Source organism: Microbacterium sp. GbtcB4, assembly GCF_019091465.1.
Taxonomy (GTDB): Bacteria; Actinomycetota; Actinomycetes; order Actinomycetales; family Microbacteriaceae; genus Microbacterium; species Microbacterium paraoxydans.
Genome location: NZ_JAGXJJ010000011.1, coordinates 58272 through 73321, shown reverse-complemented (window position 1 = coordinate 73321; position 15050 = coordinate 58272). Strand labels below are relative to the sequence as shown.

Here is a 15050-nt window from a genome sequence, read left to right as displayed (position 1 = left end):
CGGAGCATGTCGCTCACGCTCGAATCCTCGCTCGAGGAGGCCCTCGGTGCGGCGTCGGCCAAGACGCTCGACCGCGCCTTCGGCATGAAGACCGTCGGCGACCTGCTCGCGCACTACCCGCGTCGGTACGCCGACCCGGGGGAGCTCACTCCCATCCGCGACCTCCCGATCGGGGAGACCGTCACGATCGTCGCCGAGGTCCTCTCGTCGAGCTTCCGTCGGATGCGCAATCGACCGGGAGCCATGGTCGACGTCGTCATCGGCGACGGCGTCGGTCGCATGTCGCTGACCTTCTTCGCGAAGAACGTCGGCGCGGCGGAGTGGCGCTCCAAGGATCTGGCTGTCGGGCGCCGCGGGGTCTTCTCCGGGAAGGTGGGCGAGTTCAACGGGATGACCCAGTTCGCCCACCCGGAATACGAGCTGTTCGACGACGAGGACGCGGCGCGCCGGCGGGCGGATGCGAGGGCGGCGGTCCCGATCCCGATCTATCCGGCCACCTCCGCGATCCAGACGTGGCAGATCGCCCGCCTCGTCGGGCGCATCCTCGACGACCTCTCGTCGGTCCCCGACCCGCTGACCCCGGAGATCCGCACCCGCGAAGAGCTGCTGACGGCGCGGGAGGCCCTGGAGGCGATCCACCGCCCGCGCTCCCGCAACGACATCGATCCCGCCGTCCGCACGCTGCGCATGCACGAGGCGCTCACGCTCCAGACGGCCCTGCTCCAGCAGCGCGACGCGGTTCGCGCCCTGGCCGCCACCTCGCGGCCGGCGGCACCCGGCGGGCTGCTGGAGCGCTTCGATGCCGCTCTGCCCTACACGCTCACGCCGGATCAGGAGACGGTCGGCGCTCAGATCGCAGACGACCTCGTCGGCTCCTGGCCGATGAACCGGCTCGTGCAGGGCGAGGTCGGTTCGGGAAAGACGCTGGTCGCGCTGCGGGCGATGCTGCAGGTCGCCGAGAGCGGCGGACAGGCGGCCCTGATCGCCCCGACGGAAGTCCTCGCGGCGCAGCATCTGCGTTCGATCACGAAGATGCTCGGCCCGCAGCTCGCCCCGCTGCTGATGCCGACGCTGCTCACCGGGCAGATGCCGGCGGCCGATCGCCGCAAGGCCGCGCTGCGCGTCGCCTCCGGCCAGGCGCTGATCGTGGTCGGCACCCACGCGCTCCTCGGAGAGAAGACCACGTTCGCCGATCTCGGTCTGGTCGTGGTCGACGAGCAGCACCGTTTCGGGGTCGAGCAGCGGGAGGCGCTGCGGGCGAAGGGATCCAGCCCGCACGCGCTCGTCCTCACCGCGACCCCGATCCCGCGGACGGTCGCGATGACGGTCTTCGGCGACCTCGACACCTCGGTCATCCGCACGATGCCCGCCGGTCGTGCCGGCATCGAGTCGTACGTCGCGCCGTTGGCCGAGCACCCGGGCTGGTTCAACCGGGTGTGGGAACGGGCGGCGGAGGAGATCGCGCAGGGCCGGCAGGTGTTCGCCGTCTGCGCGGCCATCGACACCGCGGCGAAGACGGCCGAGGCGGGGGAGCAGGCGCTGCTCGCCCCCGAGGGCGGCAAAGGCCCTCGGTGGGGTGTCGTGCAGCTCGACGAGGCGCTGGCCACGCATCCGACCCTCGGCGGTCTGCGACGGGCGGTGCTCCACGGGAAGATGCCCTCGGAGGAGAAGGACGCCGTCATGCAGGCCTTCGCCCGCGGGGAGATCGACCTCCTCCTCGCGACGACCGTGATCGAGGTGGGCGTGGACGTCCCCAACGCCTCGACGATGATCGTGCTGGACGCCGACCGCTTCGGCGTCTCCCAGCTGCACCAGCTCCGCGGTCGGGTGGGGCGAGGCGGCGTCCCGGGGCTGTGCCTGCTCGTCACCGAGGCCGAGGCCGGATCGGTGGCTCGCGAACGCGTCGACGCGGTCGCCGCCACCCTCGACGGGTTCGCGCTGGCTGAGGTCGACCTCGAACTGCGCGGCGAGGGCGACGTGCTCGGCGCGGCACAGGCCGGGGTGCGGTCGTCCCTCAAGCTGCTGCGCGTCGTCAAGGATGCCGCTCTCATCACCCGGGCGCGCGAGCTCGCGGAGGACATCCTCGCCGCCGACCCCGAGCTGACGGCGCACCCCGGGCTCCGGGAGGCCATCGGACGGCGCGTCACCGACGAGGATCGCGCGGCGCTGGCGAAGAACTGATCGCCGTTCCGGGTGCCCTAGGCTGGATTCCATGAGCAGCCGGATCGCCGTCGTCCCGGGTTCCTTCGATCCGCCGACCCTGGGTCACCTCGACGTGATCCGGCGCGCGGCCGCCCTCTACGACGAGCTGCATGTGCTCGTGGTGCACAACCCGGGCAAGGAGGCGATGCTGCCGATCGCGCAGCGGCTCGCCCTCCTGGAACGTTCGATCGCCGAGGACGGCATGTCCGGCAACATCGTCATCGGCTCCTGGAGCATGGGACTCCTCGTCGACTATGCGCGCGACGTGAACGCCGGCGTCCTCGTGAAGGGCATCCGCTCGCAGGTCGACGTGGCATACGAATCGCCGATGGCGATCGTCAACCGTCATCTGGCCGACATCGAGACCGTCTTCCTGTTGCCCGACCCCGCGCACGCGATGGTCTCCAGCTCGCTGGTGCGCCAGGTCGCCGGTCTCGGAGGCGATGTCTCGCCGTTCGTCCCGCCGGCCGTGGCCTCCTTCCTCGACACCGGCGCGCGCGGGATCTGATCGGCGATCACTCTCCCGTTCCCGGCGGTCTCCCGGCCCTCCTCTCCGGTGACCCGGGTAGCATGGCGGGGTGCGTTCCCGACTCAACAGCCCTTTCGTCCTCCCCGTCCGTGACATCGTCCGGCGCCCGGGGGAGATGCGTGAGCACTCCTTCTCGGTGCCCCTGACGGAGCAGTGGGGGGAGGGCATCGTCTCCTTCGAGGCAGGCTCGGAACTCGATCTCGACGTGCGGCTGGAGTCCGTCCACGAGGGCATCCTCGTCACCGGAGAGGCGGAGGGCGAGTACGTCGGCGTGTGCGGTCGATGCCTCACCGACATCGCTCGGCCCGTCGAAGTCGAGTTCCAGGAGCTTTTCGCGTATCCTGGTGAGGAAGAAACTGACTTCGAGGTTCAAGACGACCACGTGGATCTTGAAACTCTCGTCAGGGATGCGGCCGTTTTGGCCCTTCCTTTTCAGCCGGTGTGTCAGCCGGATTGCCTCGGGCTCGACCCGGTCACAGGCGAGAGGCTGACCGAGAGCACCGGAACGGAGCAGGCCGCTCCCATCGATCCTCGGTGGAGCGCGCTCCAGCAGATCACAGACCAGGACGGCACGGCAGAACGCGGTGCCGCCGAGAAAGAAGAGAGCTAGTCATGGCTGGTAACCCCCCGAAGCGCAAGGTCTCCCGTTCGAACACCCGCTCGCGCCGCGCGCAGTGGAAGGCCGAGGCCCCCGCGCTCGTCAAGACCATCGAGAACGGCAAGGTCGTCTACAGCCGTCCGCACCAGGCGAAGGTCGTCACCGACTCGCAGGGCACCGAACTCTTCCTCGAGTACAAGGGCCGCAAGGTCGCCGACGTCTGAGTCGCGAACCGTGACGGAGGTCCCCGGGGGGACGAGGCCTCTCCCAGATAAGCTCCGCGTCGATATCGACGCGGAGCTTCTGGAGTTGGCCCTCACCCACCGCTCGTATGCGTACGAGCACGGCGGCATCCCGCATAACGAGCGTCTCGAATTCCTCGGCGACTCGGTGCTGGGTCAGGCCGTGACCGTCATGCTGTTCACGCGGCACCCCGAGCTCGACGAGGGGGAGCTGGCGAAGCGTCGGGCGAGCGTCGTGTCGACGGTGGCGCTGGCGGAGGTCGCTCGCGGCATCGATCTCGGCAGCCACCTGCTGCTCGGACGCGGTGAGGAGCAGACCGGTGGTCGAGACAAGGACTCGATCCTCGCGGACACCATGGAGGCCGTCATCGGCGCCACCTACCTGTCCGCCGGGCCCGAGGCTGCCACGGCGCTCGTCCTGCGTCTGACCGAGCCGCTACTCGCCGACCCCGAGCGGTACGGCGCGGCGATGGACCCGAAGACGAGCCTGCAGGAGCTCGCGGCCCGTCTCGGAGCCACGCCTCCGCAGTACTCGGTCGAGGCCAGCGGTCCCGACCACGACCGGCGCTTCACGGCGACCGTCGCCGTCGGCGACGTGCGGATGACGGGCGCCGGCAGCAGCAAGAAGACGGCGGAGATGGCCGCGGCCCTCAGCGCCTGGCGCACGCTCAGCGAGCGTGCCTGAGCTCCCCGAGGTCGAGGTCGTCCGCTCCGGCCTCGCACCGGCTGCCGTGGACGCGGTCATCACGGGCGTCAGCGTCTTCGACGAACGCGCGCTCACCCGGCACACCGCCGGAGCCGCGGACTTCGTCCAGCGTTTGGAGGGTCGCCGCTTCACCGCGGCCGCGCGGCGCGGCAAGTTCCTCTGGCTCCCCGTGGACGATGGCGGCTCCGCTCTGATCGCGCATCTGGGCATGAGCGGCCAGATGCTGCTCCGCGCGCCGGACGCGCCGACCGAGCGCCACGAGCGTGTCCGCCTCGGGATCGAGCATCCCCGACATGGCGAGCTCGCGATCGTGTTCGCGGATCAGCGGACGTTCGGCTCCCTCGCCGTCGACGCTCTCATCGCCGACGGCCCCTCCCGCATCCCGACACAGGTCGCGCACATCGCACGCGACCCGCTCGACCCGTTCTTCGACGACCGGGTCTTCCGGGCCGCTCTCGCCCGGCGGCACAGCGCGATCAAGCGGGTGCTGCTGGACCAGGGTGTCGTGAGCGGGATCGGCAACATCTACGCCGACGAGTCGCTGTGGGCGGCCCGCATCCATCCGGAGACAGCGGCCGATGCTCTGCCGACCCGGGCCGTGAACCGCCTCCTCGCCGAGGTGCGGTCGGTCCTGCAGAAGGCTCTCGCCGAGGGCGGCACGAGCTTCGACGCCCAGTACGTCAACGTCAACGGGCAGGCCGGTTACTTCGCCCACTCCCTGAACGCCTACGGTCGTGGCGGGAAGCCCTGTCCGCGCTGCGGCACCCCGATCACCCGTGCCGCGTTCATGAACCGCTCCTCACACTTCTGCCCGCGCTGCCAGCGGAGGCGCTGACCGTGACCGGGCGCGCGTCGCGGGCCTGACGCACCCGGCCTGCCACCGTCTCACGCCGGGGCGAAAGCACGATCCAGCAGCGGGCGGGTGGCCCAGGTGCTCGCCCAGACGACTCCGATGCCGACGGCGACGACGGTCGCGATCGTCATCAGCGAGAGGGGCGCGACGATCAGCGCGATGCCCACCAGCGGGAACACGAGCACGGCAGCGCACAGCGCGGATCCCACCGCCGTGACCAGCAGTGGCGACATGATCGCGCGGCGACGCGCGCGGTCCACGGTCTCGACGGGCATGCCCAGGTGATGCAGGCTCTCGTGCAGGTCGCTCTTGTCGAGCACGTCCGAGGCCTGATTCACGCCGACGGAGGCAGCCACCATGAGGAACGACCCGATGAGGGTGATGATGAGGCCGGTCCGGATGTCCTCCGCGAGCGCGATGCTGGACGGATCGTCGCTCGCCCCGATCGTGTCGAGGAGCGCGACGCCGGTGCCCGCGAAGACGGCCATGAAGCTCGCCATCGCGATGCCGCCGACCTGACGCCAGGCCGCCTTCGGGGAATCCAGCACGAGTCGTGCGGCGAGCAGCCGCTCGGGACGCTCCGCCCGCCGGAGCTGGCGCCCCGCCGAGACCTTCAGCACCCACGGGCCGAGCAGATTGAGAACGCTCAGCGCGAGGGCGAACATCGCAGCGAGTACCGCGATCGTCGCCACGACCCCGCCGATCATCGGGAACACCTTGATGAGCGCGAACGCGATGGCGATCCCCGTGACCGCGATGACGGCGCGGATCCAGTGCACGTTCGTCGGCGCCGTGCGCGTGCGGACGCCGAGCGGCGAGATCACGACACGACGCAGCCCCACGACGGCGCTTCCGGCGGCGAGCACGAGCACGCCGGCCACGACGGCGGCGATCATCACCGGGGGGAGTACGACTGCCGAGAGGCCGAGCGGTTCTCCCCGGAACGGGATGAGACCGATCAGCGGGCTCAGGGCCAGGTGACCGCCGATGCCGATGACGGCTCCGGCCGCAGCGACGAGGACGGATTCGACGACGGTTGCCGTCGTCACCCCGCCGGGCGTCACGCCGAGCAGACGAAGAGTCGAGAGGCGCTCGTCGCGGCGCCGTGCCGAGAGCCGGGCGGCAGCGCCGCCGAGCGAGGTCAGCGGCACGACAAGCAGGACGAGAGCGATGGCGGCGAGGCCCTGGTAGAGGACAGCCTCGTCGTCGGTCCAGGTCCAGAAGGCCTGGGCCCCGCCGACGACGGTGAGGACGAGGGTCGTGACCACCGCGAAGGCGACGATCGGGAGCGCGAGGACGCTGCGCTGTCCGGGAGCGGGACGCAGGAGCAGGCCGAGAACGGAGAGGTTCACGCGTTCACCGCCGAGCCGAGGATACGGCCGTCGCGGACGGCGACGGTGCGCGTGCAGCGCGCCGCGACGTCGGCGTCGTGCGTGACGACGATGAGGGTGCGCCCCTGCCCGGTCGTGGACCACAGGAGCGCGTCCATGACCTCGGCGGAGGTGTGCGAATCCAGAGCGCCGGTCGGCTCGTCCGCGAAGACGAGGTCCGCACCCGTCGCCTGGGCGCGCGCGATGGCCACGCGCTGCGCCTGTCCTCCGGAGAGCTCGCCGATGCGCCGTTCCTCCATGCCGCCGAGGCCCAGTGCCGCGAGCCACGACGCCGCGTGGGGGAGCGCGTCCTTCTTTGCGACGCCGTTGATCATGGAGGCGAGCGCGACGTTCTCCACCGCGGTCAGCTCGGGGATCAGCAGTCCCTGCTGGAAGACGAACCCGAAGCGCTCGCGACGCAGCCGGGAGCGCGCCGCCTCACCCAGCGCGGTCACGTCTATGACCGTGCCCGTCGAGGGCTGGAAGACCACGCGGCCGCTGTCCGGTGCGGTGATTCCCGCCAGCACATGCAGGAGCGTCGTCTTCCCCGAGCCCGACGCGCCCATGATGGCGACGGACTCGCCACGGTGCACCGCGAGGTCGACACCGGCGAGGGCGTGGGTGACGCCGTAGGTCTTGACGAGGGCGTGGGCTTCGATCACGGGAGTGTTCATGTTCCCAGCCTCGCCGCGGGGCCGTGCCGGTGTCGTCGGCCCGGCGGATGAAGCTGAGCGGTGGCCGTCATCCGGGAGGATGACGGCCACCGCTCGTCTTCAGATCTTCTTCTGCCAGGCCCCTGCGTACGACACGGGCACGAAGCCGATCGCCTCGTTGATGTCGAGCATCGGCCGGTTCTCCTCCGCATTGAAGGTGGAAACCACGGTCGACCCCGGAACGAGCTCCCGCCAGCGCAGGAGGTTGGCGCACTTCACGATGGTGCCGAGGCGGTGACCGCGGTGGTCCTTCGCGACCAGGGTCCCGAATTGGTGGGTGGTCCCGGTCTTCTCCGCGCCGATCAGCAGCTCGTTGTACGCGACGAGCGTGCCGGAGGGGACATGCTCCACCGCCACGACGGAGACGGTCTGCCCGGCGCCGGTGAGACGCGCATCCCGGCGGATCACCCGCTCCGCGTCGTACACCTCGGCGACGAAGTCCATATCGCCACTCGGTGCATCGGTCGACAGGCGGGCGAGCACAGCGGCGTACCCGTCGCGGAGCTCCGGCGGGGTGGGCAGCTCCCACTCGAGCACGCGGTAGTCCGGCCCAGCGACCGCGAGTGCCGCGTCCAACGCCCGGTGCAGGGGCTCCGGATCGGCGCGCAGGTCGAGTTCGCTGTTGCGCTCGACCTGCTCCAGGGTGAAGCCGTGCGCCTCGACGACGTCGCTCAGCGGTGTCGCCGGGATCCGTCCCCATCCCGTGCGGGGCTGAAGCATGCGGTCGGACTCCTTCGGCCGGTGCAGGGTCCAGATCTGGAGGACGCTCCGACCGCGCTCCCTGGCCTCGGCCTCGGCGCGGTCGAGCAGCGCGTCCTCGACGCCACGCCCGGCGTGGGCGGCCGGAACGAGGAGGTCGACCTCGGCGGCGCGCGCGTCCTCCTCCTGCGGGAAGGACACCGTCACCATGCCGATGATGTCGTCCCCGTCCCGGGCGACGAATCCGAGGTCCAGCGAATCGGAGTCGTCCTGCCAGTTGGGCAGCATCTGCGCGGCGTCCGGGGCGAGGTCGGGGAGACCGACCTGCTCGTCGCAGATCTGTCGGTTCAGAGCGCCGTACGCGCGGAAGTCCGCGGCGTTCGCATCGTCGAGGGTGGCCGGGACGATCAGCGGCGTGATCGTCAGTGCGGCGGTCGTCATGTCTGGTCCTTCGTGTCGGAGGGAGGAGGAGGTGCCGGGTGTCCCGGCGTCCGTCCGCAGGTGAACGGACGGACGCCGGGTCGGTGTCGATGCGGTCGTCATCGCCCGATCAGCGCATTCCGCGCTGCATGTCGTGCATGAGGAGGGCGTGCGTTTCCGCGGCCGAACGGTGACGCTGTTCTCCGACGAGGAACAGGTCTCCGGGATCGACGGTCCACGACCGGCGTGGACGTCGGGGCCGCTGCGCCCGCTGGAACAGCCAGAGGCCGATCCGGAGCGAGAGGCGGTCCGCGATGCCGAGCTGACGCAGCTCGTCGTCGCGGGGGATCTGGAGGACCTCGCGGTCCTCGGTATCGGGCGGATGGGTGGTGCTGTGTGACAGCGTGATGTTCACGATGGTTCCTTCGAAAGGGATGGATGGGGTGCGGAAGCACCACGTCAGGACCGAGTCGTCGGCCGCGGCGGGTGCGGACGAGAGCAGCGCCTGCGGAGCCGCGGAATGCGGAGGCCGGAAGCGGCGGGGATCCATGATCCGGGGGATCAGAGGGTGGGACGCGACAGAACAGGCGGGAGAAGACCCGGAGGGGGCCTGCGTTCCCAGGCTGCGGTTCTAGCCGAGCGAGCCGTGACGGACGCCGGCGGTCACCGATGCCGCGAGGCGCGGCGCGGAGTGCGCGGGCGCGGCGAGGCCAAAGACCTCTGCGGTGTGCTGAGTGATCATCATCGGTAACCTCCTTTCGTGTGGCGATCCGGAGGCCACCGTAGCGAAACTCTCAGGAGATCGTCAAGCATTTCGTGGTAGCACCGGCGTGTCGCGGTGGAGGCGTGGTCCGCGACGACCGCGCGGGATACCGGCCGTTCCGCGGGATTCCGGTAGCGTAGCGGCGTGAATCTCCCCGGACGAGCGGTCGCCCCATGCACCTGAAGAGCCTGACGCTCAAGGGGTTCAAGTCGTTCGCGCAGCCCACGACCTTCGTGTTCGAGCCCGGCGTCACGTGCATCGTCGGACCGAACGGCTCCGGCAAGTCCAATGTCGTCGACGCCCTCGCGTGGGTGATGGGGGAGCAGGGGGCGAAGACGCTCCGCGGCGGGAAGATGGAAGACGTCATCTTCGCCGGCACCTCGACCCGTGGTCCCCTCGGGCGCGCTGAGGTGCAGCTCACGATCGACAATGCCGACGGCGCGCTGCCGATCGAATACGCCGAGGTCACCATCAGCCGCACGCTCTTCCGCAACGGCTCCAGCGAGTACGCCATCAACGGCGAGAGCTGCCGGCTGCTCGATGTGCAGGAGCTGCTCAGCGACTCGGGCCTCGGCCGGGAGATGCACGTCATCGTGGGTCAGGGGCGGCTCGACACCGTGCTCCAGGCCTCGCCGGAGGATCGCCGCGGCTTCATCGAGGAGGCGGCCGGCATCCTCAAGCACCGTCGTCGCAAAGAGAAGACGCTGCGCAAGCTCGACGCGATGGAGGCCAACCTCACGCGTCTGAGCGACCTCGCCGGGGAGATCCGCCGACAGCTCAAGCCCCTCGGGCGCCAGGCCGAGATCGCGCGTGAGGCGCAGACCATCGCCGCTGTCGTGCGCGATGCCAAGGCACGCCTGTTCGCCGACGACGTCGTGGCGCTGCGCACAGCCCTCGCGGACCACACCCGGACCGAGCAGGAGCGGCACACCGAGCGTCTCGTGCTGTCCGACCAGGCCGAGACCGTGCGCGCCGGGATCGCTCGGCTGGAGAAGAACCAGAACTCGATCGCGGTCGACGAGGCACGCAGCGTCGCGTTCGGACTCGAACAGGTGCAGGAGCGGATGCGCGGGCTCTACACCCTCGCCAACCAGCGCCTCGCGCTCCTCGGGTCCGAGGAGGACGACGCGGCCGTGACCGCGGTGACCGTCACGCAGGCGACCATCGACGAGGCGAAGGAGGACATCGAGACGATCTCCTCCGGCCTCGGCGACGCTCAGGACGCTGCGGCCGCCGCCAGCCGCGAGGTCGTGAATGCCCGTGCCGAGCTCGACACGCTCGATGTCGACATCGCGGAGCAGAGCGCGCTCGTCTCCGAATACGACATGCGGCTCTCCTCGCTCCGCGGGAACGCCGATGCGGCCGCGTCCGCTCTGGCCGCCGTCCGCGGCGCGGTGCTGCGCCAGGAGAACGCGCTCGAGGCCGCGCACGCCCGACGACGCGAGGCCGAAGAGGCCCTGGAGGCGATCGACGATGCGGAAGCTCCCGAGGGCACGGCCGTCGAGTATGCCGCCGCCTACGAGAGCGCCCAGCGTGCGGCGACGGCGGCGGAGGCGGAGCGGGAGAGCCTCCGCGAGCGCCTGCACGCCGCGGAGCGCGAGGTCGATGCCCTCACGGCGAAGGCCGCTGCGTTGAGCAGTGCGCTGTCGCTGTCGGGAGGTGCCGCCGAGATCGTCGCGGAGGGCGGCCCCGGAATCCGCGGTCTCGTCGGCGATGCCGTGCAGGTCCGGGCGGGGTACGAAGCCGCGATCGCTGCCGTGCTCGGTCCCCTGGCCGAGGGTGTGCTGGTCGGTTCCGCGGACGACGCGTTCATCCTGGCGGCGGAGGCCGCGGAGCGCCGCCGCGGGGTGGTCGACTTCGTGGTCGCCGAGGCCCCGAGAGAGCGGGCGCCGCACCCCGCCGTCGACGGCGTGATCGCCGCGACCGAGACGGTGACCGCGCCGGACGGCGTTCGCGGGATCCTGGCGCATGTGCTCATCGCCGACGACCTCGATGCGGCACGGGCGGCGCGGCGCGCTCTGGACGCGGCAGGTGACACCGCGACCACGATCGTGACGACCGGGGGCGACGTCATCACCGCCCAGACGCTGCGGACCGGATCCGGAGGGGAGCGCTCCCGCCTCGAACTCGCGGCGGAGCGCGATGCCGCGACCGAGCGGCTGACCGAGATCCAGATCGTCGTCGACTCCCTGCGGGAGGCCCGCATCGACGCCGACGAGGCGGTGGAGGAGACACGGCGTCAGGCGAAGGACGCGCTGCGCGCCCTCCGTGAGCACGACGCCGCCCTCGCGACGCACGCGGAGCAGGTCAACAAGGTGACCGTGCGCCATGAGGCCGCTGTCGCCGAATGCGATCGTCTCGAGACCGGGCTCGCTCAGGCGCAGGCCGCCGTGGCGGACGCGGAGGCGAAGGCGGAGGCCGCGAAGGCGGAGCTCGATGCCGCCGTCGCGGCGCCGCGTCCGGTGCTCGACGCGTCTGCGCGGGACGGCCTGTTGGAGGCCCTGGAGCGGGCCCGCGAGGGCGAGGTCCGCGCCCGCCTGGAGGTCGAGACCCTGCGCGAGCGGGTCCGTGCCGCGCAGTCCCGGGTGACCGCGTTGGAGCGCCAGCGCGAGCAGGAGCGGGACGCCGCGGCGGAGGCCGCCCGGCGCGCCGTCATCCGCCGGGCGCAGCGCGAGGCGGCGTCCGGGGTCGTGGACGAGCTGCCGCGCATCCTCGACTCCCTCGACCGCTCGGTCACCGAGGCCCGCGTCGCCCTGGCGGAGGCGGAAGCAGCTCGGTCGGCGCAGAACGAGGAACTCGTCGCCCTGCGCGCCCAGGAGTCGTCCCTGCGGGAACGGCTGGCCGGGCTCACGGAGAGCGTGCACGGCCTGGAGTTGCAGATCCACGAGAAGAAGCTCCACCTGAACAGCCTGTTGGAGCGCGTGTCCTCGGAACTCTCGCTGGACGAGGACGTGCTCGTCGCCGAGTACGGTCCTGATCAGCTCGTGCCGCGGGATCCCGGGACGGAGCCGGCCGACGGCGAACTGCTCGACGACACCGCGATCCCGTTCGACCGGCGCATCCAGCAGCGGCGCCTGGCGGACGCGGAGCGGAAACTCGCCCAGCTCGGGCGGGTCAACCCGCTCGCGCTGGAGGAGTTCGCCGCCCTCGAGCAGCGCCACGCGTTCCTCACCACCCAGCTCGCGGACCTGACGCAGACCCGGCAGGATCTCCTGACGATCATCGCCGACCTCGACGAGCGCATGCAGACGATCTTCGCCAGCGCATTCGAGGACACCAAGGAGGCGTTCGGCCAGGTCTTCCCGCTGCTGTTCCCCGGAGGCACGGGCAGCATCTCGCTGACCGATCCGGAGAACATGCTGGCGACGGGGATCGAGGTCTCGGTCCGTCCCGTCGGGAAGAAGATCGAGCGGTTGTCGCTGTTGTCCGGTGGTGAGCGGTCTCTGGCCGCGGTGGCGCTCCTGGTGGCGATCTTCAAGGCGCGTCCCAGCCCGTTCTACATCCTCGACGAGGTCGAGGCCGCGCTCGACGACGCGAACCTCGGCCGGCTGCTCACGGTCTTCGAGCAGCTGCGCGAGAGCTCCCAGCTCCTCGTCATCACGCACCAGAAGCGGACGATGGAGATCGCCGACGCGCTCTACGGCGTGTCGATGCGCCAGGACGGCGTCTCCGCGGTGGTCGGCCAGCGCGTCGGCGACCGCGCCGCCGCCGCGGTCTGACTCGCCCCGGGCACAGCTGCGGAGATCGTGACCCCCACCTGGCGTGTCGACGGTCCGATCCGGCGTGTCGCCCGCGGTCTCCGAAGCTGTGCTCGGACGGACCGCGGCGGGTCACACCGTGAGGGACTGTTCGAATCCGGTGACGGCGGCGGGGAACTCGGGGTGATCCTGGGGGCGGTGAGCGAAACCGGAGAGGACGATGTGGTCGGCCCCGACATCGACGAGCCGTCGGGCGATGAGCTCGTACTCCTCGTTCCAGCCGCCGGTGACGACGAAGGTCGGCACGGCGGCGAGAGAACGCTCCCGGATCCCGTGTCCCCAGGGGAGATTCGCGGCCGCCCAGTGCTCCGCGACCGCGCGTTCGTCCGGCCAGGACTCGCGGTCCAGCGGGCCGCCGAACATGAGCGGGCGCAGGATCGACCAGAAGCCGTAGAGGTCGTCCTCGGCCGCGCGTGATCGCGCCTCCGTGACCACGGCGATATGCCGCTCGATCGGCGCGTCACCGCGAGCGATGTCGTACAGGGCGGGCTCGACGAGGACGATGCCGCACACCCGCAGACCGTCGGCGACGGCGCGGACGGCGGTCACAGCGCCGATGGAGTGGGCGAACAGGAGCGGCGACCGGTCACGTTCTCCCTCGACGAGAGCGCCCGCCTGCGCTTCGACGGACGACTCCGGCGGGAAGCTGAGGAAGGTCCCCGACTCCGGATCCTGCGAGGGCCACGCGGCCGTACCGCGCCTCCCGGCGCCATGGAGGAACACCCGGTGCGGGAGCGGCGCGCGGTGCATCCCTGGATGCTACCCGTAGGCTGGACGCATGGCAGAGAAGTCCTGGTCTCTCGGTCGCGCGCTGCGCGGCATGTTCGTGAAGCCCACCATCGACGAGACGACGTGGGAAGACCTGGAGACGGCGCTGATCACGGCGGACTTCGGCCCTGACATCAGCGAGCGCATCGTCGAAGAGCTGCGCGACAAGGTCGCGAAGTACCGCACCACAGACCCCAAGGACCTCCAGCGCATGCTGCGGGAGACTCTGGAGGAGCACTTCGCGAAGTTCGACACCACGCTCAAGCTCACCGAGCGCCCGGCCGTGGTCCTCGTCGTCGGGGTGAACGGCGTGGGCAAGACGACCACGATCGGGAAGTTCACGAAGTTCCTCCGCGGTTACCAGCGGAGCGTGGTCGTCGGCGCCGCGGACACCTTCCGTGCCGCGGCTGTGGACCAGCTCGCCACCTGGGCCCAGCGCGGGGGAGCGGCGATCGTCCGCCCGCAGCAGGAAGGCCAGGACCCGGCTTCCGTCGCCTTCCAGACGGTCGAGTACGCGAAGCGCGAGGGTATGGAGATCGCGATCATCGACACGGCGGGACGCCTGCACACCAAGGGCGGCCTCATGGACGAACTGGGCAAGATCCGCCGTGTCGTGGAGAAGCAGGCTCCCATCAGCGAGGTGCTCCTCGTCCTCGATGCGACGACGGGGCAGAACGGCGTCATGCAGGCGGAGACCTTCCTGCAGCACGCCGGGGTCACGGGACTGGTGCTCACCAAGCTCGACGGCTCGGCCAAGGGCGGTTTCGTGCTCGCCGTTCAGGAGCGGACGGGCATCCCGGTGAAGCTCCTCGGGCAGGGCGAGGGCATCGACGATCTGACCGGTTTCACGCCGCACGTCTTCGTGCAGGCGCTGGTCGGCTGACACAGGGCTTCCGCCCCGAGCACCAGGCTGGTTTCATAGCGTTATGGCGATCGAACACGACTACTTCGGACTGCTGTCGTCGGGCCCCGACGGCTCGATCTTCTGGTCGGAGACGGTCGAGCTCGGTGACCAGAGCGTCACGGTGGACCTGACGGCCCCGGACCAGGACGACGTCTCCGCCGATGCCCTCGACATCGCCGCCGGGCTCATCGCCGGCCTGGAGAACGTGGACGCGACCGCACGGCGCGGGATGCTCGCCGAGGTGGACGACCGCACGAGCGAGGTCACCGAGTACATCCTGCAGCAGCAGGAGGTGTTCGGCGACGACCTCCCCGACGTCCTCATCGACGTGTCCGGAGACGCGGCCGTGGACATCATCCGATCGCTGCGCCTGATGAGCATGACGATCCTCGCGGACGAGCACGGCGGCTCCGAGCCGTTCGCCGTGCTGGAGTACGCGCTCGATGACAGCGCCACGGACGACGTGCTGCTCGTGAACCTCGGATCCGACGGCAGCGTGCAGTCGGTCATGAGCGCCGACTGACC

14 protein-coding genes are annotated in these 15050 nt (G+C 70.6%); 9 read left to right on the top strand and 5 right to left on the bottom strand.

Features of this window, described 5'->3' with window-relative positions; all coding sequences use genetic code 11:
* The first annotated feature begins 6 nt into the window (after positions 1-6).
* The 6 genes from KVS71_RS16185 (at position 7) to mutM (ending at position 5112) form a co-directional block, all read left to right on the top strand.
* Entirely contained in the window at positions 7-2181 is a 2175-nt protein-coding gene (locus KVS71_RS16185; RefSeq protein ID WP_144881029.1) for an ATP-dependent DNA helicase RecG, read from the top strand.
* 31 nt (positions 2182-2212) lie between these two features.
* On the top strand, positions 2213-2710 hold the full coding sequence (gene coaD, locus KVS71_RS16180) for a pantetheine-phosphate adenylyltransferase (protein WP_060923097.1): 498 nt from the start codon (positions 2213-2215) through the stop codon (positions 2708-2710).
* Positions 2711-2846: 136 nt separating this feature from the next.
* Entirely contained in the window at positions 2847-3341 is a 495-nt protein-coding gene (locus KVS71_RS16175; protein ID WP_025103319.1) for a DUF177 domain-containing protein, read from the top strand.
* A 2-nt stretch (positions 3342-3343) separates the two neighbouring features.
* Positions 3344-3553, top strand: coding sequence for a 50S ribosomal protein L32 (rpmF, locus tag KVS71_RS16170; protein WP_013586329.1), 210 nt, complete (start codon positions 3344-3346; stop codon positions 3551-3553).
* A 10-nt stretch (positions 3554-3563) separates the two neighbouring features.
* A complete protein-coding gene (rnc, locus tag KVS71_RS16165) occupies positions 3564-4256 on the top strand; it encodes a ribonuclease III (RefSeq protein ID WP_060923098.1) in 693 nt (230 codons plus the stop codon).
* Positions 4249-5112: a bifunctional DNA-formamidopyrimidine glycosylase/DNA-(apurinic or apyrimidinic site) lyase gene (gene mutM / locus KVS71_RS16160; RefSeq protein ID WP_217585021.1), complete on the top strand. Its 864-nt coding sequence runs from the start codon at positions 4249-4251 to the stop codon at positions 5110-5112. The genes rnc and mutM overlap by 8 nt, the downstream gene beginning before the upstream one ends.
* A gap of 50 nt (positions 5113-5162) precedes the next feature.
* On the opposite strand, the gene KVS71_RS16155 is transcribed toward mutM, so the two are convergent.
* The 4 genes from KVS71_RS16155 to KVS71_RS16140 form a co-directional block, all read right to left on the bottom strand.
* The gene (locus KVS71_RS16155; protein ID WP_105949760.1) at positions 5163-6482 is read right to left on the bottom strand and encodes an FtsX-like permease family protein; all 1320 of its coding nucleotides are present in this window, start codon (positions 6480-6482) and stop codon (positions 5163-5165) included.
* On the bottom strand, positions 6479-7174 hold the full coding sequence (locus KVS71_RS16150) for an ABC transporter ATP-binding protein (RefSeq protein ID WP_217585020.1): 696 nt from the start codon (positions 7172-7174) through the stop codon (positions 6479-6481). The genes KVS71_RS16155 and KVS71_RS16150 overlap by 4 nt, the downstream gene beginning before the upstream one ends.
* Positions 7175-7273: 99 nt before the next feature.
* Complete coding sequence (locus KVS71_RS16145) at positions 7274-8353, bottom strand: GNAT family N-acetyltransferase (protein ID WP_217585019.1); 1080 nt, start codon at positions 8351-8353, stop codon at positions 7274-7276.
* Positions 8354-8462: 109 nt separating this feature from the next.
* Positions 8463-8747 (bottom strand): hypothetical protein, encoded by a 285-nt coding sequence (locus KVS71_RS16140; protein WP_060923102.1) that lies wholly within the window; start codon positions 8745-8747, stop codon positions 8463-8465.
* A 521-nt stretch (positions 8748-9268) separates the two neighbouring features.
* On the opposite strand from KVS71_RS16140, the gene smc reads away from it, so the two are divergent.
* On the top strand, positions 9269-12814 hold the full coding sequence (smc, locus tag KVS71_RS16135) for a chromosome segregation protein SMC (RefSeq protein ID WP_217585018.1): 3546 nt from the start codon (positions 9269-9271) through the stop codon (positions 12812-12814).
* A 111-nt stretch (positions 12815-12925) separates the two neighbouring features.
* Here smc and KVS71_RS16130 read toward each other — a convergent pair whose 3' ends face one another.
* The gene (locus KVS71_RS16130; RefSeq protein ID WP_217585017.1) at positions 12926-13603 is read right to left on the bottom strand and encodes an alpha/beta hydrolase; all 678 of its coding nucleotides are present in this window, start codon (positions 13601-13603) and stop codon (positions 12926-12928) included.
* A 28-nt stretch (positions 13604-13631) separates the two neighbouring features.
* Between KVS71_RS16130 and ftsY the strand changes: the two genes are divergently transcribed.
* Complete coding sequence (ftsY, locus tag KVS71_RS16125) at positions 13632-14504, top strand: signal recognition particle-docking protein FtsY (RefSeq protein ID WP_025103328.1); 873 nt, start codon at positions 13632-13634, stop codon at positions 14502-14504.
* A 43-nt stretch (positions 14505-14547) separates the two neighbouring features.
* Positions 14548-15048 carry a DUF2004 domain-containing protein gene (locus KVS71_RS16120; RefSeq protein ID WP_060922216.1) on the top strand — a complete coding sequence of 167 codons (501 nt, stop codon included), beginning with the start codon at positions 14548-14550 and terminating at the stop codon, positions 15046-15048.
* Positions 15049-15050 lie beyond the last annotated feature (2 nt).

Excerpts from the sequence above, each read along its gene's own strand:
- KVS71_RS16185 (WP_144881029.1), top strand. The coding sequence starts at position 7 with ATGTCGCTCACGCTCGAATCCTCGCTCGAGGAGGCCCTCGGTGCGGCG.
- coaD (WP_060923097.1), top strand. The coding sequence starts at position 2,213 with ATGAGCAGCCGGATCGCCGTCGTCCCGGGTTCCTTCGATCCGCCGACC.
- KVS71_RS16175 (WP_025103319.1), top strand. The coding sequence starts at position 2,847 with ATGCGTGAGCACTCCTTCTCGGTGCCCCTGACGGAGCAGTGGGGGGAG.
- rpmF (WP_013586329.1), top strand. The coding sequence starts at position 3,344 with ATGGCTGGTAACCCCCCGAAGCGCAAGGTCTCCCGTTCGAACACCCGC.
- KVS71_RS16150 (WP_217585020.1), bottom strand. The coding sequence starts at position 7,174 with ATGAACACTCCCGTGATCGAAGCCCACGCCCTCGTCAAGACCTACGGC.
- KVS71_RS16145 (WP_217585019.1), bottom strand. The coding sequence starts at position 8,353 with ATGACGACCGCCGCACTGACGATCACGCCGCTGATCGTCCCGGCCACC.
- smc (WP_217585018.1), top strand. The coding sequence starts at position 9,269 with ATGCACCTGAAGAGCCTGACGCTCAAGGGGTTCAAGTCGTTCGCGCAG.
- KVS71_RS16130 (WP_217585017.1), bottom strand. The coding sequence starts at position 13,603 with ATGCACCGCGCGCCGCTCCCGCACCGGGTGTTCCTCCATGGCGCCGGG.
- ftsY (WP_025103328.1), top strand. The coding sequence starts at position 13,632 with ATGGCAGAGAAGTCCTGGTCTCTCGGTCGCGCGCTGCGCGGCATGTTC.
- KVS71_RS16120 (WP_060922216.1), top strand. The coding sequence starts at position 14,548 with ATGGCGATCGAACACGACTACTTCGGACTGCTGTCGTCGGGCCCCGAC.